The 25,277-nt window shown below is 44.8% G+C and carries 21 protein-coding genes; 17 read left to right on the top strand and 4 right to left on the bottom strand.

Annotation, left to right across the window (positions count from 1 at the left end):
- The first annotated feature begins 31 nt into the window (after positions 1 to 31).
- Both AB4114_RS07865 and AB4114_RS07870 read left to right on the top strand, forming a co-directional pair.
- Positions 32 to 1,318, top strand: a complete 1,287-nt coding sequence (locus AB4114_RS07865) for a Gfo/Idh/MocA family oxidoreductase (protein WP_441988146.1) — start codon at positions 32 to 34, stop codon at positions 1,316 to 1,318.
- 22 nt (positions 1,319 to 1,340) lie between these two features.
- Positions 1,341 to 2,357 (top strand): dienelactone hydrolase family protein, encoded by a 1,017-nt coding sequence (locus AB4114_RS07870; protein WP_441987960.1) that lies wholly within the window; start codon positions 1,341 to 1,343, stop codon positions 2,355 to 2,357.
- A 350-nt stretch (positions 2,358 to 2,707) separates the two neighbouring features.
- Here AB4114_RS07870 and AB4114_RS07875 read toward each other — a convergent pair whose 3' ends face one another.
- Positions 2,708 to 3,142, bottom strand: coding sequence for a methylglyoxal synthase (locus tag AB4114_RS07875; RefSeq protein WP_441987961.1), 435 nt, complete (start codon positions 3,140 to 3,142; stop codon positions 2,708 to 2,710).
- Between the two features lie 248 nt (positions 3,143 to 3,390).
- Between AB4114_RS07875 and AB4114_RS07880 the strand changes: the two genes are divergently transcribed.
- The 5 genes from AB4114_RS07880 to AB4114_RS07900 all read left to right on the top strand — a co-directional run bounded on the left by AB4114_RS07880 (position 3,391) and on the right by AB4114_RS07900 (position 10,385).
- Positions 3,391 to 4,017 carry a DUF1273 domain-containing protein gene (locus AB4114_RS07880; protein ID WP_441987962.1) on the top strand — a complete coding sequence of 209 codons (627 nt, stop codon included), beginning with the start codon at positions 3,391 to 3,393 and terminating at the stop codon, positions 4,015 to 4,017.
- Between the two features lie 784 nt (positions 4,018 to 4,801).
- On the top strand, positions 4,802 to 6,871 hold the full coding sequence (locus tag AB4114_RS07885) for a bifunctional aldolase/short-chain dehydrogenase (RefSeq protein ID WP_441987963.1): 2,070 nt from the start codon (positions 4,802 to 4,804) through the stop codon (positions 6,869 to 6,871).
- 26 nt (positions 6,872 to 6,897) lie between these two features.
- On the top strand, positions 6,898 to 8,118 hold the full coding sequence (rhaI, locus tag AB4114_RS07890) for an L-rhamnose isomerase (RefSeq protein ID WP_441987964.1): 1,221 nt from the start codon (positions 6,898 to 6,900) through the stop codon (positions 8,116 to 8,118).
- Positions 8,112 to 9,614, top strand: coding sequence for a rhamnulokinase (gene rhaB / locus AB4114_RS07895; protein ID WP_441988147.1), 1,503 nt, complete (start codon positions 8,112 to 8,114; stop codon positions 9,612 to 9,614). The genes rhaI and rhaB overlap by 7 nt, the downstream gene beginning before the upstream one ends.
- 9 nt (positions 9,615 to 9,623) lie before the next feature.
- Positions 9,624 to 10,385: a DeoR/GlpR family DNA-binding transcription regulator gene (locus tag AB4114_RS07900; RefSeq protein WP_171633916.1), complete on the top strand. Its 762-nt coding sequence runs from the start codon at positions 9,624 to 9,626 to the stop codon at positions 10,383 to 10,385.
- A gap of 73 nt (positions 10,386 to 10,458) precedes the next feature.
- Here AB4114_RS07900 and AB4114_RS07905 read toward each other — a convergent pair whose 3' ends face one another.
- Positions 10,459 to 13,347, bottom strand: a complete 2,889-nt coding sequence (locus AB4114_RS07905) for a sensor histidine kinase (protein ID WP_441987965.1) — start codon at positions 13,345 to 13,347, stop codon at positions 10,459 to 10,461.
- Between the two features lie 13 nt (positions 13,348 to 13,360).
- Positions 13,361 to 15,001, bottom strand: coding sequence for a response regulator (locus tag AB4114_RS07910; protein WP_441987966.1), 1,641 nt, complete (start codon positions 14,999 to 15,001; stop codon positions 13,361 to 13,363).
- A gap of 204 nt (positions 15,002 to 15,205) precedes the next feature.
- Here AB4114_RS07910 and AB4114_RS07915 point away from each other — a divergent pair, with 204 nt between their 5' ends.
- The 8 genes from AB4114_RS07915 to AB4114_RS07950 all read left to right on the top strand — a co-directional run bounded on the left by AB4114_RS07915 (position 15,206) and on the right by AB4114_RS07950 (position 22,004).
- Positions 15,206 to 16,582 carry an ABC transporter substrate-binding protein gene (locus AB4114_RS07915; RefSeq protein ID WP_441987967.1) on the top strand — a complete coding sequence of 459 codons (1,377 nt, stop codon included), beginning with the start codon at positions 15,206 to 15,208 and terminating at the stop codon, positions 16,580 to 16,582.
- 64 nt (positions 16,583 to 16,646) lie between these two features.
- Positions 16,647 to 17,531 carry a carbohydrate ABC transporter permease gene (locus AB4114_RS07920; protein WP_441987968.1) on the top strand — a complete coding sequence of 295 codons (885 nt, stop codon included), beginning with the start codon at positions 16,647 to 16,649 and terminating at the stop codon, positions 17,529 to 17,531.
- The gene (locus AB4114_RS07925; protein ID WP_441987969.1) at positions 17,516 to 18,340 is read left to right on the top strand and encodes a carbohydrate ABC transporter permease; all 825 of its coding nucleotides are present in this window, start codon (positions 17,516 to 17,518) and stop codon (positions 18,338 to 18,340) included. Before AB4114_RS07920 ends, AB4114_RS07925 begins: the two co-directional genes overlap by 16 nt.
- Before the next feature lie 5 nt (positions 18,341 to 18,345).
- Positions 18,346 to 19,365, top strand: a complete 1,020-nt coding sequence (locus tag AB4114_RS07930; RefSeq protein ID WP_441987970.1) for an SGNH/GDSL hydrolase family protein — start codon at positions 18,346 to 18,348, stop codon at positions 19,363 to 19,365.
- Positions 19,366 to 19,509: 144 nt separating this feature from the next.
- On the top strand, positions 19,510 to 20,361 hold the full coding sequence (locus tag AB4114_RS07935) for a hypothetical protein (protein WP_441987971.1): 852 nt from the start codon (positions 19,510 to 19,512) through the stop codon (positions 20,359 to 20,361).
- Entirely contained in the window at positions 20,279 to 20,962 is a 684-nt protein-coding gene (locus AB4114_RS07940) for a hypothetical protein (RefSeq protein WP_441987972.1), read from the top strand. The genes AB4114_RS07935 and AB4114_RS07940 overlap by 83 nt, the downstream gene beginning before the upstream one ends.
- Before the next feature lie 17 nt (positions 20,963 to 20,979).
- Positions 20,980 to 21,402, top strand: a complete 423-nt coding sequence (locus AB4114_RS07945) for a family 16 glycoside hydrolase (RefSeq protein ID WP_441987973.1) — start codon at positions 20,980 to 20,982, stop codon at positions 21,400 to 21,402.
- 104 nt (positions 21,403 to 21,506) lie between these two features.
- The gene (locus AB4114_RS07950) at positions 21,507 to 22,004 is read left to right on the top strand and encodes a metallophosphoesterase family protein (RefSeq protein ID WP_441987974.1); all 498 of its coding nucleotides are present in this window, start codon (positions 21,507 to 21,509) and stop codon (positions 22,002 to 22,004) included.
- 413 nt (positions 22,005 to 22,417) lie between these two features.
- On the opposite strand, the gene AB4114_RS07955 is transcribed toward AB4114_RS07950, so the two are convergent.
- On the bottom strand, positions 22,418 to 23,290 hold the full coding sequence (locus AB4114_RS07955; RefSeq protein ID WP_441987975.1) for an aldo/keto reductase: 873 nt from the start codon (positions 23,288 to 23,290) through the stop codon (positions 22,418 to 22,420).
- Between the two features lie 342 nt (positions 23,291 to 23,632).
- Between AB4114_RS07955 and motA the strand changes: the two genes are divergently transcribed.
- Positions 23,633 to 24,430: a flagellar motor stator protein MotA gene (gene motA, locus AB4114_RS07960; protein ID WP_441987976.1), complete on the top strand. Its 798-nt coding sequence runs from the start codon at positions 23,633 to 23,635 to the stop codon at positions 24,428 to 24,430.
- Positions 24,427 to 25,233, top strand: a complete 807-nt coding sequence (gene motB / locus AB4114_RS07965; RefSeq protein WP_441987977.1) for a flagellar motor protein MotB — start codon at positions 24,427 to 24,429, stop codon at positions 25,231 to 25,233. The genes motA and motB overlap by 4 nt, the downstream gene beginning before the upstream one ends.
- The last annotated feature ends 44 nt before the right edge of the window (positions 25,234 to 25,277 follow it).

Consider the following 25,277-nt stretch of genomic DNA (forward strand, 5'->3'; position numbering starts at 1 on the left):
TGAAATACTTTGTAATCGAGAGGGGCATTAACTGATGAAAACACGTTATGCGATTGTAGGAACTGGTGGACGAGCTGAATTCTTCTATGGCTCCATGGTGAAGGATTTCCGAGATACATCCGAGCTTGTTGCCATTTGTGATATTAACCAAACGCGCATGAACTTTACGAATGACTTACTTGCTAACAAGTATGAGTATCATGCTGTTCCTACGTATAAAGCCGATCAATTCGAAGAAATGATCCGTAATGAGAAGCCGGATGCGATCATCGTAACAACAGTGGATCGTACCCACCATACGTACATCATTAAAGCGATGGAACTAGGTTGTGATGTCATTTCGGAGAAACCGATGACGGTTGATGAAGAGAAATGCCAAGAAATCTTGGATGCGATTAAACGTACGGGCCGCCAGCTTCGTGTTACGTTTAACTATCGTTATGCACCGCACAATACGAAAATTCGTGAGTTAATTATGGATGGAACGATTGGTGATGTCCACTCCGTTCATTTCGAATGGTTGCTCAATACAGAGCATGGAGCTGACTATTTCCGCAGATGGCACCGCGATAAACGCAATGGCGGCGGGTTGCTTGTGCATAAGTCAACGCATCACTTTGACTTGGTTAACTTCTGGTTAGGGACGCAGCCTGAGACGGTTTTTGCTATGGGGGATCTGATGTTCTATGGTAAGGCCAACGCAGAGAAACGCGGCGAAACGAAGTTCTACCAACGTGCAACTGGAAATGAATACGCGAAAGAAGACCCATTTGGACTTCAATTGGATAAGAATGCACATCTGAAAGGTCTATATTTGGATGCGGAGCATGAGGATGGTTATCAGCGTGATCAGAGCGTGTTTGGTGATGGGATCTCCATTGAAGACACGATGGGTGTGATGGTTCGCTACAAAAATAAAGCGATTCTAACGTACTCCTTGAATGCGTACTTGCCGTGGGAAGGCTTTAATGTGAACATTAACGGCAGCAAAGGCCGTATTGAAATGAAAGTTGTTGAGAAATCATACGTGAATTCCGGTGGCGATAAAGCGGATGAGGGTGCGTTGAAAGCGAAAACGATTACGGTATTCCCGATGTTTGCGGCACCTTATGAAGTTGAAATTGAAGAAGGTGTTGGCGGCCACGGTGGTGGCGATCCAGTTCTGTTGAAAGATATTTTCGACAAGCCATCGGAAGATCGATTCAACCGCGCGGCATCCCATGTTGACGGAGCGATGTCCATTCTTACGGGTATTGCCGGCAATATTTCATTGCGTACGGGGCAACCAGTTGCTGTAGATAAACTTGTGAAATTTTAACCTATGACGGAGGTTGAGCTAGATGTGGAGTCCTGACGCGAGTATGGAACATCTCTATCGCACTTTCGAGTTGAAACGCGAGCAGAGTCGTACGGAATGGGCTGAACATGCGAAAGCTCATATGAAAAAGCGCTTGGCGGACTCCTTAGCGGTGACCATGGAAGAACAGGACGAACTTCGTCCTGTTCTTCTTGATCGTGTCGAGCTAGGGGATCATATCCGAGAACGAATTGAAATCAGTACTTTCTGGGGCTTTCGTGTCCCTGTGTATGTGTTGTTGCCAAAAGGCGATTCTCCTAAACGTGCTGCCGTGCTTGCACTTCATGGTCATGGCTATGGGAGCAGGCAGATCGTAGGCTTGAACGCTGATGGTACTGAGCATACGGGGGAATGGGATCTTCATGGCAACTATGCGCTAGAGTTGGTGAGGCGCGGCTTCGTCGTCGTTGTCCCTGAAATTCTAGGGTTCGGTGATCGGCGATTGGAAGATGACCAGAAGGATGGACAAGTGGGGAACTCTTCCTGTCAGATGCTTGCTTCTCATCTTATGCTATATGGGATCTCTCTAGCTGGTGTTCGTGTGCAAGAAGTGAGACGAGTGTTAGATTACCTCGTGTCACGCGAAGAGGTAGATGCGAGTCGAATCGGTTGTTTTGGGTTCTCGGGTGGCGGTTTACTTGCCGCTTACACGGCAGTAATAGATGAGCGCATCCAGGCCTCGGTCCTGTGCGCGTTCACCAATACATTTAAGCGCAGTATTATGGGCGTGCGGCATTGTATCGATAACTATCTGCCTGGCGCGCTCGACTTCGCGGAACTTCCTGAATTAATCGGTTTGCTTGCACCGCGTCCATTGTTCATTGCATCAGGTAAACAAGATCCGATTTTTCCTATTGATGGTGTGGAAGCAGCCGTTTCCTACTTGGAGCGGGAGTATGCGTTGGCGGGAGCATCTGAGCGATTGGGCGTTCATCTCTATGAAGGTGTTCACGAGGTTAATGGGAGTCAGGCGTACCCATGGCTGGTTAAAAATCTGTAAGTATTAATAGAAAGACTACTGAACAGGGTTCAGTAGTCTTTTTTGTCATTTATTTTACACTTTGACGGACGATGCTCTCAATTATCAATTTGTGTCCAACTACGACGCCAAGACGAATGACACCTGTTGTTCTTCCAGAAATGATGTGGCGATGTCTGAATTGAACGGGGCTGCCGATCCTTGCTTGATCTTTGCCATATGTCTATCATCCTTTCAAGAGAGATGATAGTAAGATATGCAAATCATAGAGGATTGGCTCGGTCGACAGGCTAGTTTGTTGGAATATTATCTTATTTTGAAAGGTAGATGGCAGTAGATTCTACTATAATTTCATATAATTTCAGGTAGTCTTATTTGTTATCCGTACCATTCAATCGTGGAGAATCATATTTGCGTATTTCTTCGCGCCAAGAGAGGAAGCCGTTTTCCATGGCTCTAATCAGCATTTCTGCTGTTCCAAGATTGGTTGCGAGAGGGATCTGCTGCACATCACAGAGGCGAAGGAGTGCTGTAATATCGGGTTCATGTCCTAATGCAGAGATGGGATCGCGGAAAAAGATAAGTAAATCAATATCATCCATCGCAATCATCGCACCGATTTGCTGATCCCCGCCAAATGGGCCTGAGCGCAAGCGAATGACATCGAGCTTTGCGGCTTCACTAATTCTTCTTCCTGTCGTACCTGTAGCATAGAGTTGGTGCTTTTGGAAAATATGCTTATAAGCTATGACAAAGTCTACGAGCAAGTTTTTGTAAACATCATGCGCAACGAGTGCAATATTCATTTTCTCTCCGCTCCTCTATTTGTGTTAGGTTAGTTAACGTACATTTGTGTGTTGAGAACAGAATAACTTAATTAGTTTGAAATTTCAATCATTATTTTGATATAATCAATCAATAAATTGTCCTATTGTGTGAAAATTAACGAATATGTCATATAATCTAACATATAAATGATTGAAGTCTGCACTTCTTCCTAATTCGATCTAACTATGCTAACCTGTTAGGATGATCAACAAGGAGGTGAGTTCATATGAAACGAGTGCTGATTACTGGGTACAAAGCGAATGAACTCGGTATTTTCTCATTGAAGCATCCAGGCATTCCGATTATCAAAAAAGCAATTCAAAAACGGCTTATCGCCTTGTTAGATGACGGGCTTGAATGGGTTGTCGTCAGTGGTCAATGGGGCGTGGAGCTATGGGCAGCGGAGGCAGTGCTTGAACTGAGAGAGAGCACGCATCCAGAAATTAAGCTTGCAGTGATTACTCCTTTTCTAGAGCAGGAAGAGAAGTGGAGTGATGACAAGAAAAGCTGCTATGCAAGTGTCATGCAGCGTGCGAATTACGTGAACAGTGTAACGAAGACCAAATATGAGGGGCCTTGGCAGTTCAAGGAGAGGGACAAGTTCCTCCTACGAAACTCTGACGGCATTTTGCTTGTTTATGATGAAGAGACAGAAGGCTCGCCGAAGTTTATGAAATTGCAGGCGGCTCAAATCGCCGCGCATCATACCTATCCGATCATAACGATCAACGCTTTCGATTTGCAAAATGTGGCCGAGGACGAGCACGGAGATTACGGCGGTGACATGCAGGATGACATGACTGGAGATTCAGTCAGTGGCGGAGATAAGTGGCAGTTCGATGATGATATATAGAAATAGCTATTCGCCGGGCATCCCCCGACACCATAGCTATTCAAAGAGTAGCAACTTGTCTCTATGCCCAATAGTAGCTACTCTACAATCCATCAAACATGTCCCTTACACCCTAGTTACTCAATAAACCTCAAACTTGCCCCCTTACACCATAGCTACTCAACAAATATCAAACTTTCCCCTTACACATAGCTACTCAACAACCATCAAACTTGCCTCCATACATCTAGCTAGTCAACAAATATCGAACTTTCCCCTCAATTCACCTTTTTGTTACTCAACGGATACCGAAGGGCGCCCCCAGCGGTCCCCTCCCTAATAAATGGAAAACATACAGTTGAATTCAGCATTTTAGTTGAAAAAATTAAATTAAATGGAAAAAATGTAGTTAATAGTTAGCTTTTTACCTGAATCAACGATTTCAGCTGAATATAGCTGTAGGTTATCCAGTTAATGTGAAACAAAAGGTGATTTCCCCGGTATTAGCTGTAGTTTTTCCAGTTATTACTCAGCTGGAGCGTCGTTATCAAATTCAGAAGAAAACCCACACATTCGCAGATTATCACAGGTAATGTTGCCCGTTGCTCTCAGTTTATTCCCGAAACCCTCCTTCTAAACTAGCCAACCTTTCATTTTTATACACAAAAGACGGACGAATCTGTGTTTTCTTCTCCATAAAACAAACATAAAAATAATTATTCAAAAATAAACAAAGATGTGTTAAGATAAAACCATCAAAAACAAACACATACACATGGGATGTAAAACTTAGGAGGGTACTTAAATGGTTGCGAATTTATGGGAAGCTTCAAAAGCGAATGCAGTATCGAAAGGTGTAGAAGAAATTGTATATCGTTCTAATTTATTAGGCACGGATCGCGCTGTATGTAACTGGGGCGGCGGCAATACTTCTTACAAAACGATCGAGAAAGATTTCCGTGGTCGCGATGTTGAAGTGATGTGGGTTAAAGGCAGCGGTTCTGACCTTGGAACGATGAAAGCAAAGAATTTTACAGGTCTTCGTATGGAAGATATCCGTCCTTTGATCGAGCGTGACGAAATGTCTGATGAAGAAATGGTTGCTTATCTTGCGAATTGTATGATCGACAGCAAGCACCCGCGTGCTTCCATCGAGACACTTCTACATGCGTTCTTACCATTCAAAAACGTTGACCACACACATCCAGATGCGATTATCTCACTCTGCTGCGCACATAATGGACGTGAGCTTGCGAAAGAAATTTATGGCGATCGTTTCGTATGGGTACCTTATGTACGTCCTGGCTTTACACTTTCCAAAATGATCGCAGATGGCGTTCGCAACAATCCAAAAGCTGAGCTTGTCCTTATGGAGAAACATGGTCTAGTAACTTGGGGTGAAACGTCTGAAGAGAGCTACTTGAAAACAATCGCTATCATTAATGAAGCAGCAAGCTTCATCGAAGCTCGCGTGAACGAAGCGAACCTATATGGCGGATCCAAATATGAATCTCTTAGCGTAGAAGCTCGCAGCGAACTATTGGCTCAAGTTCTTCCGGTCGTACGCGGTGCTGTAAGCAACGAGAAGAAAATGATCCTCACGATTGACAGTGCAGACGATGTACTTCAATTTGTAAATAGCCGCGATGCTGCTGTTCTTTCCCAAGTTGGTGCAGCTTGCCCGGATCACCTTGTTCATACGAAAATGAAGCCTCTATATATCGACTGGAATCCGACAACAGGTGATGCAGCTTCCTTGACTGAAGCACTTAAAGCCGGAATCGAAGCATACAAAGAAGAGTACAAAGCCTATTTTGACCGTAACAAAAATGAAGGCGACGTTATCAACGAAGCGGCTCCACGTGTTATCCTTATTCCAGGAATCGGGATGATCAACACAGGTAAAAGCTGGGCAATGGCACAAATTAGCGGCGCGCTTTACCACCGTGCAATCTCCGTTATGAGAGGCGCTACAGCGCTTGGAACGTTCGTATCCTTAAGCGAAAACGAATCCTACAATGTTGAGTACTGGCCTCTTGAACTTTATAAATTAACACTTGCTCCTGCAGAAGCTGAGTTCTCTCGTCAAATTGCCTTCATCACTGGCGGCGCGGGCGGAATCGGAAGCGTAACAGCTCGTCAATTCCTCAAAGATGGCGCACACGTTGTGCTTGCTGACTTGAACCTTGAAGGTGCACAGAAACTGGCAGCAGAACTTAACGACCAATATGGCGAAAACAGAGCGATTGCTGTTCGCATGGACGTAACGAAAGAAGAAGAAGTAATTGCAGCGTTCCGCGAGTCCATTCTTAGCTACGGCGGAATCGATATTATCGTGAACAACGCAGGTCTTGCGACTTCCAGTCCTTTTGACGAAACATCGCTTAAAGAGTGGAACCTGAACATGAACGTCCTTAGCACAGGGTATTTCCTTGTTGCTAGAGAAGCATTTAAAATTATGAAAACACAAAAAGTTGGCGGCAGCATGGTATTCGTCGGCTCCAAAAACTCCGTATTTGCTGGGAAAAATGCTTCCGCATACTCGACTGCAAAAGCAGCAGAAATTCACTTGGCACGTTGTATCGCAGCAGAAGGCGGCGAATTCGGTATCCGCGTAAACTCCGTATTGCCAGATGCCATTCTTCAAGGTTCCGCGATTTGGAACTCCGGCTGGCGCAATGAGCGTGCGGCTGCCTACGGAATCGAACCGGATCAGTTGGAAGAGCACTACCGTAAGAGAACGACGTTGCTTGTAAACATTTTCCCGAAAGACGTTGCAGAAGCTATCGTGTACTTCGCATCATCCAAAGCAGCTAAAACAACTGGTTGCATGATCACTGTTGATGGTGGCGTACCTGCTGCCTTCACGCGCTAATTCATCTAATAGGAGGCAATAAACCGATGAGCGACAAAGCCTACGCATTATTCGAAGAACAACAAGCCCTGAGAGGCATTGATATTGCTGCAGTAAAAGCGAAGCTGAAAGCATTGAAAGTTGAGACGCCTTCATGGGGTTACGGAGACTCAGGAACACGTTTCAAAGTCTACAAACAAACAGGCGTACCGCGTAATCCCTTCGAGAAATTCGAAGATGCGGCGCAAGTGCACAAACTGACGGGTGTTTGCCCGTCGGTTGCGATCCACATTCCATGGGATAAAGTAGATGACTACGCAAAGTTGAAGCAGCACGCGTCTGATCTAGGCGTTTCCATCGGTGCGGTGAACCCGAACCTTTTCCAAGAAGATGATTACATCTTCGGAAGTGTAACGAACTCGAACGCTGCGATTCGCCGTAAAGCAACGGACCACCTGTTGGAGTGCGTAGACATCGCCAAAACAGTAGGCTCCGACGTGTTGAGCTTGTGGTTCGCTGACGGCTCCAACTACCCAGGACAAGTGGATATCCGCGCTCGTAAAGCATGGATGTATGAGTCCCTGAAAGAAATGTACAATGCCATGTCCCCTAGCATGCGCATGTTGATCGAATACAAGTTCTATGAGCCTGCGTTCTATCATACAGATCTAGCTGATTGGGGTATGGCGTTCAATTTGGCGAACAAATTGGGTCCGCAAGCAGAAGTTCTTGTCGATACAGGACATCACCCGCAAGGAACGAACATTGAGCACATCGTAACGTACTTGTTGGATGAAAATAAATTAGGTGGATTCCACTTCAACTCCCGTAAATACGGCGATGACGATCTGATCGTAGGTTCAGTGAATCCGTATGAATTGTTCCTGATTTTCTATCAAATCATTGATGCAGCGAACGACAAGAATCCACTAATTCGTAAAGCATCTGACAATATTGCCTACATGATCGACCAAAGTCATAACATTGAGCGTAAAATCCCAGCGATGCTTCGTTCTGTACTTAACGTACAAACGCAATACGCAAAAGCGCTTCTGATTAACCTTGAAGAAGTTCGTGCTGCACAAGACAATCAAGATGTTCTTGGCGCTGAGGATGCGGTTCGTAAAGCATTTGAATTTGATGTAACGCCTCTGCTTCAAGCAGTACGTGAGGAAATCGGTGTGCCTGTTGACCCAATGAAGGCTTACTTGGCAAGCGGTTATGACGAGAAAATTAACGCGCGTGGCAAAGGCGGTGCAAGCTGGTGAGTACTTCTTCGACAGTTCTAGCCTTTGATTTGGGAGCAAGCAGCGGCAGAGCGATCGTCGGACGTCTTGATTCTGAAGCGGGCCGGATCACGATCGAGGAAATTCACCGCTTCTCCAATGATCCAGTGCAGGTGGGTAACCACCTTCACTGGGACATTTTGCGGTTGCTTCATGAGTTGAAGCAAGGCATTTTACAAACCAAGCATCTAGGCTATGCGAATATCGAAAGCTTAGCGATTGATTCTTGGGCAGTAGATTTCGGACTGTTGGCAGCGAATGGCGAGCTGTTGGGGAATCCCTACCATTATCGGGATCACCATACGGACGGCATCATGAGCGAAGTCATGGATATCGTCGGACGCGAAAAGCTGTATACGCTAACAGGGCTGCAGTTTTTGCAATTCAACTCCATTTTCCAGCTCTATACCCTTCAAAAAAACAATCCTGAGCTACTTGACCGCGCGGCGACGTTTCTCATGATTCCAGACCTGCTTCGCTATTTCCTAACAGGTGAAAAACATAGCGAATTCACGAATGCCACGACGACGCAGTTGTTTAATGCAACGAGCTTCACGTGGGACACGGCACTGATCGAGCAATTACGTCTTCCAGGAGACATATTCTTGCCGCCAGTCGCTTCGGGGACTCGAGTTGGATCACTAAGCCCAGCTGTTTGTAAAGAACTGGATGTTCCTTCTATTCCTGTTATCGCCGTTGGCGAGCACGATACCGCATCTGCGGTTGTTGCCGTGCCTGCGCTTGATGATGATTTTGCCTTTCTAAGCTGCGGGACATGGTCGTTGCTGGGAACTGAAACGGAGAAGCCGGTGCTCACGGAACAAGCCTTAGCGTGGAACTTCACGAATGAAGGCGGCGTTTATGGCACGAATCGCTTGTTGAAGAACATCATGGGGCTATGGCTGATTCAGGAATGCAAACGCGCATGGGAAAAAGAAGGCAAAATGGCCAGCTTTGCTGAGCTTGTGAAACAAGCGGAAACCGTGAAGCCATTCCAATTCTTCATCGATCCGGATGATGATATGTTCCTTAACCCTGCTCATATGCCTAAGCAAATTCAGCAATATTGTCGTGACACCCAGCAGACTGTGCCTCAGACCGATGGTGAAATCGTGCGCTGCATCATGGAAAGCTTATCACTGAAATATCGCTTCATTTTGGAGCGTACAGAGCAGCTTTCGGGCAAGACCTACCGCGGACTTCACATCGTTGGCGGCGGCATCCAGAATGAGCTGCTGTGTCAGTTCACAGCGAGCGCTACACAGCGTGAAGTGTGGGCGGGTCCAGTTGAGGGTAGTGCCTTAGGAAACCTTGTAGTACAATGGATAGCACTAGGGTATATCGCGAATTTGCGCGAAGCCAGGAAGCTGATTCGGAATTCGTTCCCAGTCAAGACGTATCATCCTCAGGATGAGGCGGGTTGGCAGGCGGCGTATGCAGTTTTCTGTCAGGTGGCCTCCCGATCGACGGTGAAATGAGGGGTAACGATGCTGGTAGCAGAAAGATGGCAGAGAATCGTTCAATTGGTTAATGAAAGAGGAAGCATCCGTGTGACCGAGTTAAGTGAGTTATGTCAGGTCACGGAAGAAACAATTCGACGTGACTTGGATCGCTTAGAAGCCGAAGGCAAGCTTATGCGCAGCCATGGCGGTGCGGTGAGTGTGAAGGAAGCGCAGACCGAAGTTCCTTTCATGGAGCGGGAGACGGCTCATGCGGATTTTAAGAATAGCATTGCGAAGGAAGCTGTTTCACATATTCAGGAGGGGGACCGCATCATTCTCGATGCGAGTACCACGGCTTGGTATATGGCGAAAATGATTCCCGATATGGCGATTACCATCATCACTAACTCGATGAAAGTTGCCTTGGAGGTAAGCGGCAAAGAGAAAATTCAAGTCATTTCAACCGGCGGCTTGCTTTCTCCGAAGTCTTTATCCTACGTAGGCCCCTTATCGGAGCGATCCTTGGATATGTACCATGCGCACAAGCTGTTCCTTTCATGCAAAGGGGTTCACGTGCAGCGCGGTATCAGCGAATCGAATGAGCTGCAAGCGTTGATTAAGCGCAAAATGATCAGCATTGCAGACGAAACCTATCTGCTCGCTGACCATAGTAAATTCGGCATGCAGGCTTTAACACAAGTTGCGGATTGGTCGGAGATTCAACATGTCATTACGGATCGCATGACAAGCAAGGATGCGCTCGAGCGCATTCGTGATAAAGGCGTGCAAGTACGTCAATTGGATTAGCAGCGCATGCACAAACAGCCGCCCCACGTATCGTGGGGCGGCTGTTTGCTTGCTTGCTTGGTATAAAGGTTAGTTACCCTTCATCTTCAGAAAGCAAGGGCAAGTGGAGACGCACAAGTGTTCCTCTGCCTAGCTGACTGTCGATGTCCCAGGTAAAGCTGTCATTGAAATACAAATGCAATCGCTGGAACACATTGATCAATCCAATGCCGGAATCGTTAGTCTCCCGTTGTTCCTCTTCGATCATTCGTAAATGTTGTAATTGTTCCGCGCTCATCCCCGCGCCATTATCGAGAATTTCGATATGCACATGGCTTCCATCGAGATACCCCTTGATCATCAGCAAACCGTCTGATTCTATCGTATCCAGGCCATGTACAATGGCGTTTTCTACGATTGGCTGCAAAATCAATTTGACCGTTAAGGAAGATTGTAGCGCGTCAGAGACATCCCAAATCACAATGAAACGATTTTTTGCTCTAATTTTTTGAATCCGTAAGTACTGTTCTAGGTGGTCCAGCTCTTCAGACATGCGAACTAAGCCACTTTTTTTGCTAATGCTTCCTCGGAAAAATTGCCCCAGTGCAGTTGTCATTTCAACGATTTCACCTGCACCCTGTCGGAAGGCCATCCATTTAATCGACTCCAGCGTGTTGTATAAGAAGTGCGGATTAATTTGCTGTTGCAAGGCATGGAGCTGGGCTTCTTTCTCCAGGAACAGGAGCTCCTTCTCGCGAATTTTCGATTGATAATTTTCGGTAATTAACTCGTTCAAGCGTTTAATCATATTGTTAAAATGGCGGGCTAGACTGGCAATTTCGTCTCGGCCTTTGTGATTCATCCTTGCTTCAAAGTTGCCCTCATTCACTTCATGCATCAAGTTCTGCAGCTTCCGCAGCGGTTTGCTAATTAGACTAGAGATCAGTGTTGCGATAAGCATAATCAGAATTCCGAATAAAGCGAAGAAAGCTGCGCTGTACCAGACCAGAGTCAACACCTTTTTCTTCAATTCGTCTGAAGGGACAATGCCAACCATCTTTACGCCAAAGTAGGACGCGGTGTCGTAGAAGACCATATACCTTTTATTTCTGTCGTTTTTGAAATAGGAACCACTCATCTGCTGCATCATCTCAGTTACGAGAGGATCTTCCTTCGTAAGCACATGTGAGGTGAGCTCGTCGTTATCATGCGATAGTATGGTGCCGTTCGCATCCATCAGAAAGAAATAACCAGAGTCTCCGATACGGATCGTTCGGAAGATATTGTTCAGCATGTCCTGTTCCACATTGACAATCATATACCCGAGCTTAGATCCGAGATTGGATTCGCTGGAAGAGCTAATTTTTCTGGCAAATGTGAGTACCGGAGTCATATACAAATTGCGATAGGTACCGATGAGCAGCAACTCACCTGAGCTATGATCCAGCTTCTCAAAGATCCGCGGATCGGTCTTCGATATCGGAACGGTGCCTGCATACATGCCTGTATAGATTCGCTCGCGGGTTTGATTGTAAAGTTCCATGGATAGAAACTCCCTTTTCCGCTGTTTGATGTTACCAAATTGAAGCTCTAGCATCATGTTATCAGTTGGTTGTAAAGAAGTCGTTTCTGATTTTCGCATCGTTTGTTGGACTTCAGGATGATAGATTAACTGTTGCGTTAATCTGTCGTAGTTCTTCAGACTGTAATTGATATTCCGTTTAACTTGTTGTATCGTGCTTTCCGTCAGCTGCATCACCTTATTTTGATAGTTGTCATAGTGAACGTAAGTCAGCAACAGGACAAACAGCAAGTTGGGCACAAAGGTTGTTAGGACAAAATAAGCAATTAACTTGGAACGTACACGATAATTAGGAAAAATGATGCGTGGTTCTAGTGGCGCGCGTTCGTTCATTGCAGCAAATCCAGCGGATAATCCTTGTGTTAATTCAAACAACGGTTTAGATAACGTCCCGGCAAACCAGAATGACAAGATCATAACAAATACTAGCGATCCCAGACCGAAAAAGAATAGGTAAGAGTGCGTTCCATCCTTGCTTGTTAAGATCGATGCGATAGGAAATTCACTCATGAGTTCAAACGGATAGGAGGGTAGCTGAAAGTGGGTAACCAGCACGTTACTTCCATTTTTTTTAATGATTTTATAAGAAGTATCATCGGATTGCAGGGAGGAAGAGAAGTCTTCTCTATCTAAGCTGATAGGCTTGTTGCTCCAAATCGGCAAGTGTTGATTGGTCAGCAATTGAAGTGTCTCATCAACATCAGAGCTATAAAATACTTCCTTCGCAAACTCAGGAATATTAAACGTCACTACCATCGTGCCAATCGTTTCATTTTCTAGCCGGATGGGACGGTAATAGGCAATGCGATGATCAAGCATATTAGCTAACGCCCGTTCGTCGAAGCCATTGGTGAGAGATGCACCCAAGGCATTGTAATAAAACGGAACACCTTCTTGCTGTTTATAAAGATAAGCCGCGCTTTCATTCAGCCAATGTGTAAACTTGAAATCGGTTCCCGCGTATTTGCCGCCATTATCATATTCATACAGAAAGACTAGATTGTTTTTACCCAAAATCATGATTTTGTCGATATAATCATGATAAAGTAATGTGTCATTTATTTCGCTCGTCAATCGCTGAACCCGTTGTCCGATTTGGATGAAATCGTTTTGCTGGAACGGCTCATTGACGGCTGTTTGTACCAATGCTGTGTTTACCAACTTGTTCGTATTCGCATCCAGATCTGCAAAGAGGGATTTGAAGTAATTGGCTGTTTGCTTAAATTCATTCACCTGGTATTCCGCTTTTTCTTGCACGATAAGCCGACTCACGAAGGCTTCAGATAACCAATAAAAGGTTGTGGCTAGCGTCAGTGTGAGTAGTACCGAACAGAACAGAAGCTTCTTGCGAATCGAATGATTATAGAGAAAGCTTTTGAGAAACAACTTCAAACTTTCCATGTAGACACCGCTTTCAATATGTGATGAAGGATTGACGGTACTCGAGCGGTGTTAGTTTCGTGTAACTTTTGAACGTTGTAGCGAAATACTTACGGTCTTGATAGCCGACTAATTCACCGATTTCATACACTTTGAGATCGATGCGGCGCAGTAATTCTTTGGCTTTTTCCATTCGGCAATTTTTTAAATAGTCGATAAAGTTAATGCCTGTTTCTTTTTTAAATTGAATGCTGAAATAGCTGGGATTGAGATAAACGAGCTCCGCCATTTGATTTAAGGTGATTTTTTCGCTGCAATGCTCTTCGATATATTTTTTCACTTGCTGGACTGCCGAATGCGAAGTCGTTTGCACGACGTCATTTAATTTTTTGATTTGCAGCGTAATGTCTGAAATTAAGCGATCCAACGCCATTTTCAACTGAGATAAGGTCTGAAATTGTTCAATAAATTCGCTGAAAGGCATATGGAGATTTGCCATCGCTTCAAAGGAAGCACCATGTAGATCCAACCTTCGTTCTAGCATCGTGAAGAGCGGCGTCAAGTATCTGAGGACGAGAGGGAGCTCCGCGCGTTCAGAGTCTAGGCCGCAGGTGTCCCAAAATTGTTGGAAATGCAGAGAGCTATTGTCGCGATTGCCTTCCAGTACCGCATCGAGAAATTTGGTTTCTAAGAGATAGGGGTATGGATATTCTTTGCGTTCCACTTGAAGCTCGTTCGCAGGATCCCAATGAAACAATCCGCTGCGTTCCCAGAAAATGTTTCGTTCCATGACGCTTCTCGCCTGCTTGTAGGAATCCGGGAAAGAGAGCAAACTCGGATAAACTTCACCTAGGCCTATAATGGATCGACAACCAGTCTCCTGTTCAATGGAGGAGATAATTTGCTCAAAAAGCAAGGAAAGGGATCGACGTGGCGGAACGGATGTCGCGTTCAGATTCAGAAAGACGGCTAGTTCACCAGCTTTTTTCTTAAGCGTATAACTATGACATTGACCTGCATCGAGATGGCGTTCAATAATTGTAATAGCCTTCGTAAACTTATTGGCATCAGGTAGACTAGCGTCAGGATGCTCATTGGATTCGAACTTCACAGCTGCGCAACAATAATACGTAGCGTTCATTTCAATTTCCAATAAGCTCATTTTTTCTTTGGCCTCATGATATTCAGGTAAGAGGTCTTGGATGAATGACTGGAAAAAGTGATCTCTGGCAGCAGGCAGGCTGTTCGCCAACTGGTTCTCATAGGATTGCAGCTTTAACGACGATTGCCGTTCGGTATCCAATAGAAGCTTTAACTTCATCATACTTTCACTGAGGTGCTTCAAATCCACGGGTTTCAACAAATATTCGGAGACGCCTGCTTGAAGGGCATCTCGCGCGTATGTAAATTCTTTATATCCAGACAAAATAACAATTTTGACATGCGGATAATGCACGGAAATGGCTCTACTGAGCTCGATGCCATCCATAACGGGCATCTTGATATCCGTAAGAACAATATCCACATCATTTCGCTGCATCAGGTCGAGCGCTTGCTTGCCGTTGGCGGCTAGGCCAATTACCTGGAATTGAAAGCGTTCCCAATAAAAGGAGTTTAGGCCTTCCCGAATCTCGAATTCATCGTCAACAATCATCATTTTATAGGTATCGTTCATCGGACTCACTCCTTTGACTCTATAATAATCACGCATTCTTTTCATGTAAAGGAACTTCGAAGAACTTCCGATCGAAATCGGCAACTGTCAAAAAGATCAAACCTAATCCAAAATCCATCCCCTATTTTTTAATCCGTATTCCCCCTAGAATGAAACTCGTAGCAAGACAAAACATGTGGCATACACAAAAATGGAGGCGCTTTTATGCAGGGGTTCAAGAGAAGTTGGGCATTAATAAGTTTGTCGTCGGTCGTCGGGTTAAGCCTTTTGAGCGGATGTGGTAGCGCTACCACAACGAAGAAAGAAACAGGAGCGGTAGCTTCTGCAAGTACTGCACCGAAGAAGGCTGATCCTGTAACATTGTCCATGTTCATTACTTCAGCGGGTCAGAAGGAGTGGGAAGATGGCACGCCTAACGATAAGTTAAAAAAACAATGGGAAACCAAAACGGGGAACAAGCTGGAACTTAATATATTGCCAGGTACACTAGATGAAGCGATGAAGAAAATCGATATTGCCATGCTCTCTGGTGACAAGACAGATATTATTGGCCTTTCGAATCCAATCGATCAGAATAAGTATGCATCCAGAGATTTCTTGTATCCGATGAAAGATTTAGCGAAACAGGCTAATTACGATATTGATAAAATATATGGGGACTCACTCACGAAATACAAGGATGAAGTGTACTACTTGCCAATGAATTTATCGATGTGGGCTGTCTTTTATAACAAAAAGCTGTTTGATGAAGCAGGTGTTCCGTACCCTACTGGAAACTGGACGTGGAGCCAGTACATTGAGACGGCTAAAAAATTAACGAAACCGGAAAAAGGTGTCTACGGCTCCTACATGCTGACGTTTGATAACTACTTGTACTTGCAGTCCAGACAAAAAAATGTGTCAGGTTATAAAGCGGACGGAACTTCCAACTATGATGATCCTGCATTTAAAGATGCGCTTAAATGGTACAACGATCTGAGTGCTGTTCACAAAATTCAGCCGTCCTGGATTGAGTTTAAGACGAAGAAGCTGTCTAATCTTGGATTCTTAGAAGGCAAGTATGCGATGCATTTCATCGGAACGTGGTACTTGGGTTCATTAAACAATTTCGAGAAATATCCGCGTGACTGGAAATGGGGCGTCGTTCAACCTCCTACACCAGATGATGGCAAAGGCAATAACAATATTGGGGTTACTTCGGCGCTTGCGATTAATAAAAAATCCGCACATCCGAAAGAATCGTTCGATTTCCTATCGTTCTTTGCTGAGAATAGCTATAAAGAAAGAGGCGAATTCCCTGCACAGAAAAATTTGAGCAAGGACGAAATGAATGCGGTACTGAAAAATATCGCTGATAAATCACAAGGCAGTGTGACAGCAGATGACCTTCGCAAAGCATTGCTTGATAATGGACTAGGCTTCACGCAAGAGAAATTGCTAGGTAGTGCGATGAGTGAGTATAGCAATATTATTATGCAGGAATCTGAGTTGTACTTTGCCGGACAGAAATCAGTGGATGATGCCGTTAAATCAATTAAACAAAGAGAAGACCAAGCGATTCAAGCGGCCAGCAAACAATAATTGAGAAGTGACGGAGGAGGACATCATGGTGGTGTCCTCCTTCCTACAAAGAGGAGAATGGAGCATGCTGCGGATTACGAACGAAGAAAAGGTTGCTTTCTGGTTTGTCACGCCTTTTGTGGCAGGATTTGCACTTTTTTATTTACTGCCAACCCTCTACGCATTTGTCATCAGCGTATTAGATTACAACAGCTTTAAAAGCTTATCGGACTTGCACTTTGCCGGACTTTCGAACTACATCGCTGTTTTGAAGGATCCCATTGCATTAAGTTCATTTGGAAGAAGCTTTCTATTCATGATTTGTTATGTGCCAGGCGTAATTATTGCAGCGTTGCTGCTCTCAATGCTATTTAATGCGACTTTTCACTTAAGAACATTAGCACGGACGTTGATTATGCTGCCGTATGTTACGAACATAGTGGCGATCGCGATTGTGTTTTCCATTTTGCTTAATCCGTATGATGGGGTTGTGAACAAACTGCTCGTAGCTGTAGGCGTGGAACATCCCCCGCTTTGGTTGGGAGGCATTCACACCTCGCTGCCAACGATTGCTGGCGTTGAAGTTTGGCATTCACTCGCTTTTCCAACCATTGTGTATTTAGCGGCGTTACAAGGGGTACCGAAAGATTTGTACGAATCTGCGGAACTCGATGGGGCAGGGCGATTTAAGAAGTTTATGAGTGTGACATTGCCTTTGATTTCACCAACGACTTTCTTCCTAGTGATTACGAATATTATTGGATCATTTCAGAACTATGCGATTTTCCGTAACTTGACGAATGGCGGTCCAGGTACTTCGTCGCGTGTTATTTCTTTGAATATTTACGAAGAAGCCTTTGCTTACAACAAATACAGCTTTGCTTCCGCTCAAGCGATTCTGTTGTTTGCCATTATTCTCGTTATTACGATCATCCAATGGAGGGGGCAAAAAAAATGGGTACATTATTAAAACCGAAATTAGTGTTAACCTACGTGATGCTTCTCATCGGCATTGTGATGATCATCCCGTTCCTGTTTATGATTTCCTTTTCACTGAAAACACCGCTTGAGATGACGCAGCATCCGGCCTCTCTTCTGATCAGCGATCCCTTTATGGGCAATTTCGCAACCATCTTCAAGCATAAAACCTATTTCATCTGGTATTTGAACTCCATTAAAGTCGTGCTTGGCGTTCTTCTGTTAAGGGGGCTGCTCGTGACCATGGCGGCTTATGCCTTCGCAAGGCTGGAATTCCGCTTTAAAAATGTTATTTTCATGATCTTGATCGCCAAGATGATGATTCCATCCGATACGACCATTGTAGCGAGGTTCTTGTTATATAAGTATCTTCATTTAAACAATACGCATTGGGCGATTATTTTACCGGCAGCTTTTGATGTCTTCTTCTTGTTCTTGCTTAGACAATTTTTCATCAGTATTCCCAAAGAAATATCGGAAGCGGCCATTGTCGATGGTTGTTCGCATTATAAAGTGTATTATCGGATCATTTTACCACTGGCTAAACCGGCACTTGTCACAATGGTGTTGTTTACCTTTTTATGGACGTGGAACGATTTCGCTTCGCCATTTGTGTTCATAACGGATATGAAGAAGCAGTTGCTAACGGTAGGCTTATCCTACTTCCAGACCGAAGCGGGCGCTGACTATGCGCTGCAAATGGCCGGAGCTGCTGTAGCCGTACTGCCAACGATTGTTCTGTTTATTTTCGCGCAAAAATATTTTGTTCATGGTGTTACGATGTCTGGGGTTAAGGGTTGATCGATATGATGACAACGATGCTATTTCCGCTTAAGGAAGCAAAGGTTGAACTTCACCATGTAACGGAATGGGTGGAAGACGAAATCAAAGGGCTGCGATTATGCCGGATTCCAGAGAAACTGCGGCTAACGTTGAATGAAATTGCTCAGCGAAACGCCCAGAGTGCTGCGGGCTCCGAAATTCGATTCCGCATGATCGGCGAAAGGGTAGAGGTCGGGCTATGGTGGGAGCCGCATCTTGAAACCCCAATTACAACAATGGCAGCACTTGTCATCGGTAGTTTGCAGGCTGAGATTTTTTATTTGCATACAGGATATAACAAGATTGTCATCAAGAAATATGAACGGCGACCAGAGATCGAGGGGATTCATCCGCAAAACTCCTATGATAGGGAACTGTATCGCCTCGTGCTTCCCTATCAAGGGAAGGTGTATCTCTCTTCTGTCGAAGGTGAAGTAGAGCCGCCCTATAGCTTGTCGGTCCCTGGTAAAGGCTACCTAGCCTACGGCTCTTCGATTACTCACGGAGCTTCAGCATGGTCGCCTACAGGTACGTATGCCTTTCGTCTGGCGCAACTACTTGGTTCAGAGTTGCGTAACTTTGGTCTTGCTGGTGGAGCAAAGCTCGAGCCGCAATTGGCTGATTATTTGATAGAACTGGAAGGCTGGGATATCGCCACCATTGAGCTTGGGATTAATGTGGTCTACGACTGGACGGCTGAAGTGTTTCGTCAAGCTGTTAATATCTTTCTGGAAAGATTAGCTGCTGGGCTTGGCGAGCGTAAACTGTTTGTCACGGATATGTTCTGGTTTGCCATGGATGCTGCAGGGGATCCCAAGTCTGATCTGTTTCGTGACATTGTTCAACAGGCGGTCCTGAAGCGTAATCATCCAGGGATTATTGGTATTCCTGGCAGGGATCTGTTGGATCCCGAGAACCAAACACATGATTTGGTGCATCCCTCTCAGGCTGGAATGGAGCAAATAGCTCAGCGGCTATACTCGGCGATCTCTGTCCATTTGTAAAACGTCTGAATTGAAGGGAGGTGAGGAAGCAGCATTCGTGTAAAAAAGTGAGACTTGCCTGATGATAGACATAGCGTCATTAGGCGAACTGGCTATTGAGAGCGTTATCAAATTTGTGAACTAACACGTAAAGGGGAATGATTCATGTATTCTGCCAAAAAAATATTTACCATCTTCGCTGCCATACTTATGTTGCTTTCCTTCCTAGGAACCTTGCCTAAAGCCGCTATGGCTGCGGGTACAATTTATTATGTAGATTCTTCGAGACCTGATGACAGCGGAGATGGGAAAAGCACGGCAACTGCTTGGAAAAGCTTGACCAAGGTTAATGCGACAACGTTCGTGGCTGGCGATCAGATCTTATTTAAATCCGGAGGTACTTGGACCGGACAGCTTTATCCGAAGGGTTCTGGCGTGTCTGGCAGCCCAATTACCCTCTCAAGCTACGGCAGCGGAAGTAAACCGCTCATTAACGGTAATGGGCTTACGATGAATGCGGATGGCAGCGGTGGATCGGCCGTCTATTTGTACAATCAAGAGTACTGGGAAATTATGAACCTGGAAGTGACGAATAAAGGGACAACTGCTGCCAAACGTTTAGGCGTCAACGTGGTAGCCTCGGATTATGGAACAGCCAACTACATCCATATTTCTAATCTCACCGTTCACGATGTAAACGGAATTAATACCGATAAGAAAAACGGCGGCATCGCTGTACAGGCATTAGGAACTTCTGTATCTACCAAATGGAACGATGTTAAAATCGAAGGAAATACCGTGTACACGGTGGATTCAACGGGTATTCAGACGCATTCCCGCTGGATGAATCGGGGCGGCATGGTCGATTCCGGACCGTGGTCGGGTTTCACCAACGTGCTTATTCAGTATAATACGGTATACGATATCGGGCGTGATGGCATTCTGGTTCGGGGTAAGCTCGGCTCCTGTCATTCAATACAATGTCGTTCATCATGCCAATATGCGTTCCGGCGCTGAGGGAGTTGCCATCTGGCCGTTCAATACGGACGATGCGCTCGTACAATACAACGAAGCGTATAGCACGCATGGAAGCTTGGATGGTCAAGGATTTGACTCGGACTATGTCTCTAATCGAACGATTATTCAGTATAACTATAGCCATGACAATGAAGGCGGCTTCGTGCTGATTTGTAATAACGGTACAAGTAATTTCAATAATGGCACCATTGTCCGTTATAACATCAGTCAGAACGATGGCACACGTATTTTTCAATTGGCTGGTCCAGTTACGAATACGAGCATCTATAACAATACGATCTATGTTGGCGCGGGAGCGGGCACTAATATTTTATTAATCAACGATTGGGGAGGGTACGCGAGTAATACTTCTTTTAAAAATAACATCTTCTATAACCTAGGCAGCGGCGGATATTCTTATGGCAGTGGTACGAATACTGTGTTTGATTATAACGTTTTCTACGGCAATCATCCCGGTTCGGAGCCAAGTGATGCACATAAGCTTACGTCCAACCCATTACTAGTTAGCCCTGGAACAGGCGGGTTTAACAGGAGTGAATGGTTACAAACTGCAGACTGGTTCGCCAGCCATGGGGCGTAATCACAGATGGTAGCAAAGTGTTCAATCAATCTTTGATAACAGGTGAGGCTCTTGCCTTTGCAGGTAGTGCTTGGACGAATTACACGTATTCCACGAAAGTGAAGTTAAATAACGCTTATGCCAACGCAGGACTGCTTTTCCGTGTCACAGATGCAAACAATTACTATATGCTGCGTATCAACAACAGTACGAATTCTCTTGATTTGTATAAAAAGGTAAGCGGGACTATGACCTTGCTAACAAGCACTTCCTTTAGTTCAAGTATCAACACATGGTACGAACTCAAGGTGAAGGTAACGGGCAATACGATTGATGGAACGGTCAATAATACGCAGCTTATTACTTGGACAAATGGAACAACGGAGCTGAGTACAGGCAAAATCGGTTACCGCATGGCTTCCTCGACGGCAAGCTTTGATGATGCTGTGGTTACACAGTAAATTTGCTGGTTAGAGTCTCGCGCTAAAACACGTATTTGCATTCCTACTTTTTCCTGACTAGTATATTCTTAACGACTAGTTGATATTGGAAGGAGTGAAAGGTGATGCGAATAGGTGTGATAGCAGATACGCATTTATCCTACCGTGCCACGAAGTTGCCTGATGCGCTTATAGCAGGCTTACAAGGTGTCGATCTGATTATTCATGCAGGTGATTGGGTGAGTGAGCATGTCATCGAGCTTGTCGAGCAGATTGCACCTTGTGAGTCAGTTGCTGGCAATAACGACGGTGATGACATTGTGGAGAGGTTTGGGAAAAAGAAACTATTAACCTTCGGTAATTTCCGAATAGGTCTTATCCATGGGGATGGTTTCCGGAAAACGACCGAAGAAAGAGCACGTGAAGCGTTCGAGGCTGATCGGCCAGAGATGGTGATTTTTGGACATTCACACATCCCGTTTCTCCAAAATGTTCAAGGGACGATCATGTTCAATCCAGGTTCACCTACGGATAAAAGAAGACAGCCTCGCTACTCGTATGGCATTCTCCAATTAGGGGAGCAATGGAAGGCGGAGCATTTCTTCTACGATTCTAAAGAGTAGTCTACTGTGAAGCGATGCTTATCAAATGTTCGGCACATACTGAGCTTGGGCGTAGTATTGAGGTTGGATTGTGGCTGGGTTGAGGTTGGTTGGAGGCTTGTGAACGCAGTGTGACTGCCAATTCGTGTTTAGATGTATAAACTACAGCTAATTCGATCGAATCTGACGTATTTTGAGCATTAGATGGAAAAAGTACATTTAATTTGTCTGAAATTTGAAGAAACGAGTAAATCGAAGGGATTTAACTACAGGAAATACAGTTAATCTTTCAAATTCGAGAATGCCACTTCAAATAGATGGAGAAAATCCAGTTATATGAGGGAAGCAGGTTTAGTACTCATCGGACATTAACGAAAAAAGAGGCTATTTCAAAAAGTCAAAACTGACTTTTGAGACAGCCTCTTTCGCTGTTTCTACCGCTCATACCACTCGCCGGACACCCAGTCCGTCGATTTCCACTTCAGCACATCCGGATTCGCCAGATGCATAATTTCCTTCAAGAAATCAAGCTGCTCGAGATCGGTCATCGGCTTGAAGTTTTTCGCTATCGCAAGATTCTGCTCTAGCTGCTCCATAGACTCCATGCCAACGATAGCCGTAGAAATCGGCAACGACAATGTGTAGCGCAAAGCTTTCTCATACCACGGCGCCAATTTGCCCAACGCCATGACTTTCATGCCGATCACCGCGATACCCTTTTCATTGGCTTTGGGCAGGAACTCATGGGCGAAGCTATAAACAAGGTGATCCGCTGCGGACAGTGCGACAAGTGCGCTATCGAACGGATAGCGGTCAATCGCTTCGAGCTGCACCTGAGGATTCGTATGACCACTGATCGAGATATGCTTGATCATCCCTTGTTCCTTCGCTTCAATTAAAGCTTCGAGTGCGCCTCCTTTGGCCAAACACTGATCGAGCTCTTCCATTTTCATAATATTATGTAGACGCCACTCTTCGACGTGATCCGTCTGCAGACGCTTCAAGCTGTCTTCGAGAAGTCGCAAGGAACCGTCCCGCGTACGGTCATTGGTCTTGGTTGCAATCCATACCTCGTCCCTGCGATTATGCAGAGCTAGTGCTTTACCTAAACGCTCTTCCGATTGCCCTTTAGAATAGCTAGGCGCTGTGTCGAAGTAAGTAATTCCCTCATCGAGGGCACGATTCACAATCTGAATCGCCTGTTCCTCCGTGCAGTTATGTTCATCTACAATACGTTGGGCGCCAAAACTTAATAGTGGGAAATGTGCCCCTGTCTGTCCAAAAGGTCTTTTCTCCAATCCAATCATTCCTCCTACAATGGCAAGCTGAAGTTATTATGTCCTATCGTTCCCACAATGGATACCAAGACATACCAATTTTACCACAAGGGTTGAATTTTGAAAGAGAGCGAAATAAGGAGGAATCCGATTGAACCTTATATAATTTAAACGGTAGAGGTTTTCGTCAGGATTCGACCCAATTGGTTCGAAATGATGAACAAATGGGTCTTTTGGCCTAATATTTTTACGGAAAAGGATTGTAGTAATTCGAAATTAAACTTATTATGAATATAGGACTCAGTTAATGTCGAAAGCTTGGTCTAACAAGTTGAAATACATAAATCGATTACTTGAAGAGGTGCATGAAGCATGGAGAAATCATCAATTATTGGTATTGTGCTGGCTGCAGTATCCATTGGCTTTGGTATGGTACTAAAGGGAGCAAGTCTAGCGGCCTTATTAAATCCTGCGGCTGCATTAATCATTTTCGGTGGAACAGCTTCAGCGCTGCTCATAGCCTTCTCGCTAGATGAAATCAAGAAAATTCCGGTCTTATTAAAAATTATTTTTACGGAACAGAAACTAATGCCCAAAAAAGAATTGATCGAAACGTTCATTAACTGGGTGAGCATTACGCGTCGTGAGGGGTTGCTTTCTTTGGAAAAGCAAGCTGAGGAACTTTCGGATCCTTTTATGAAAAGCGGTATGCGACTGATTATCGATGGGAATGACCCTGACTTTGTGCGGGATGTTCTACTTGAAGATATTGCTGAGATGGAAACGAGACATAAGAAATTTGCAAGTATTTTTACACAAGCAGGTACGTATGCGCCTACATTAGGTGTACTTGGAGCCGTTGTAGGGCTTATCGCAGCACTGGGTAATTTGAGTGAAGTTGAGAAGTTGGGTCACTTGATTTCAGCAGCTTTCGTTGCTACCATGTTCGGTATTTTCTTGGGCTATGTTATTTTTCACCCTTTTGCAAATAAACTTAAGCAGAAGTCCAAGAAAGAGGTTGAAATCAAGTTGATGGTCGTAGAAGGTTTACTTTCCATCCAATCTGGTGTGTCTGCCAATTCCGTGAAGCAGAAGATGATGATTTTTGTTGCTAACAAGGATCGTGAGTCCTATGAAGAAAGCATGGAGGGAGGGGCATCCGGACAGTGAGTAAAAAAAAGAAGCACGAGGATCATGAAGAACATGTCGATGAAACCTGGTTGATTCCCTATGCGGATTTATTGACTTTACTACTGGCCCTTTTTATTATTCTATTTGCATCAAGTCAACTTGACTCTAAAAAATACGACTCCATTATGCGATCGTTAAATAATGCTTTCACAGGTGGCGAAGCGCCATTCGCCATGTCAAATTTAATTCCAATTGATGATGCTGCGAATTCGACGAAAAATAATTTTAAGAACCAGAATCCTCCTTCCAAAGAAGAGAATAAAATTGAGAGCCAGCTAGCCGCTAAGCTTCAGAAGGAAGAGAAGGATCTGGAAGAACTAAAGAAAAGTATGGATGCGTTTATAAAAGAAAATAACATGAGTGAACAGTTGACAACCAAGTTGGATAATGAAAAGTTGACGATTACCATAAGCGATCGAGCACTGTTCGATTCTGGATCTGCGATAATTAAGCAGGAATCCCAAATCCTAGCCACATCGATGTCGAATTTATTGGGGCAATATCCTGGCTATCAGGTCGAGGTAGCTGGACATACGGATAATATACCGATTCATCGGGCGGATTTTGAGACGAATTGGGATTTAAGTGCCAAGCGCGCGGTGAACTTTATGAAATTACTGCTTGTTAACACCAAGATTCAGCCAGCATCTTATTCCTCCGTTGGCTATGGCGAGTATCGTCCTATTGCTGAGAATACGACAACCGATGGCCGGGCCAAGAATCGCCGAGTCGAAGTGAGCATCCTCCGAAACATCAAGGCAACGGATGAGATTGCGAAATAAAATGTTAAAAATGATTGAAAAGCAAAGGAGCTAAGCGGCTTAAA

This window comes from Paenibacillus sp. 2RAB27, from assembly GCF_052115445.1.
Taxonomy (GTDB): Bacteria; Bacillota; Bacilli; order Paenibacillales; family NBRC-103111; genus Paenibacillus_E.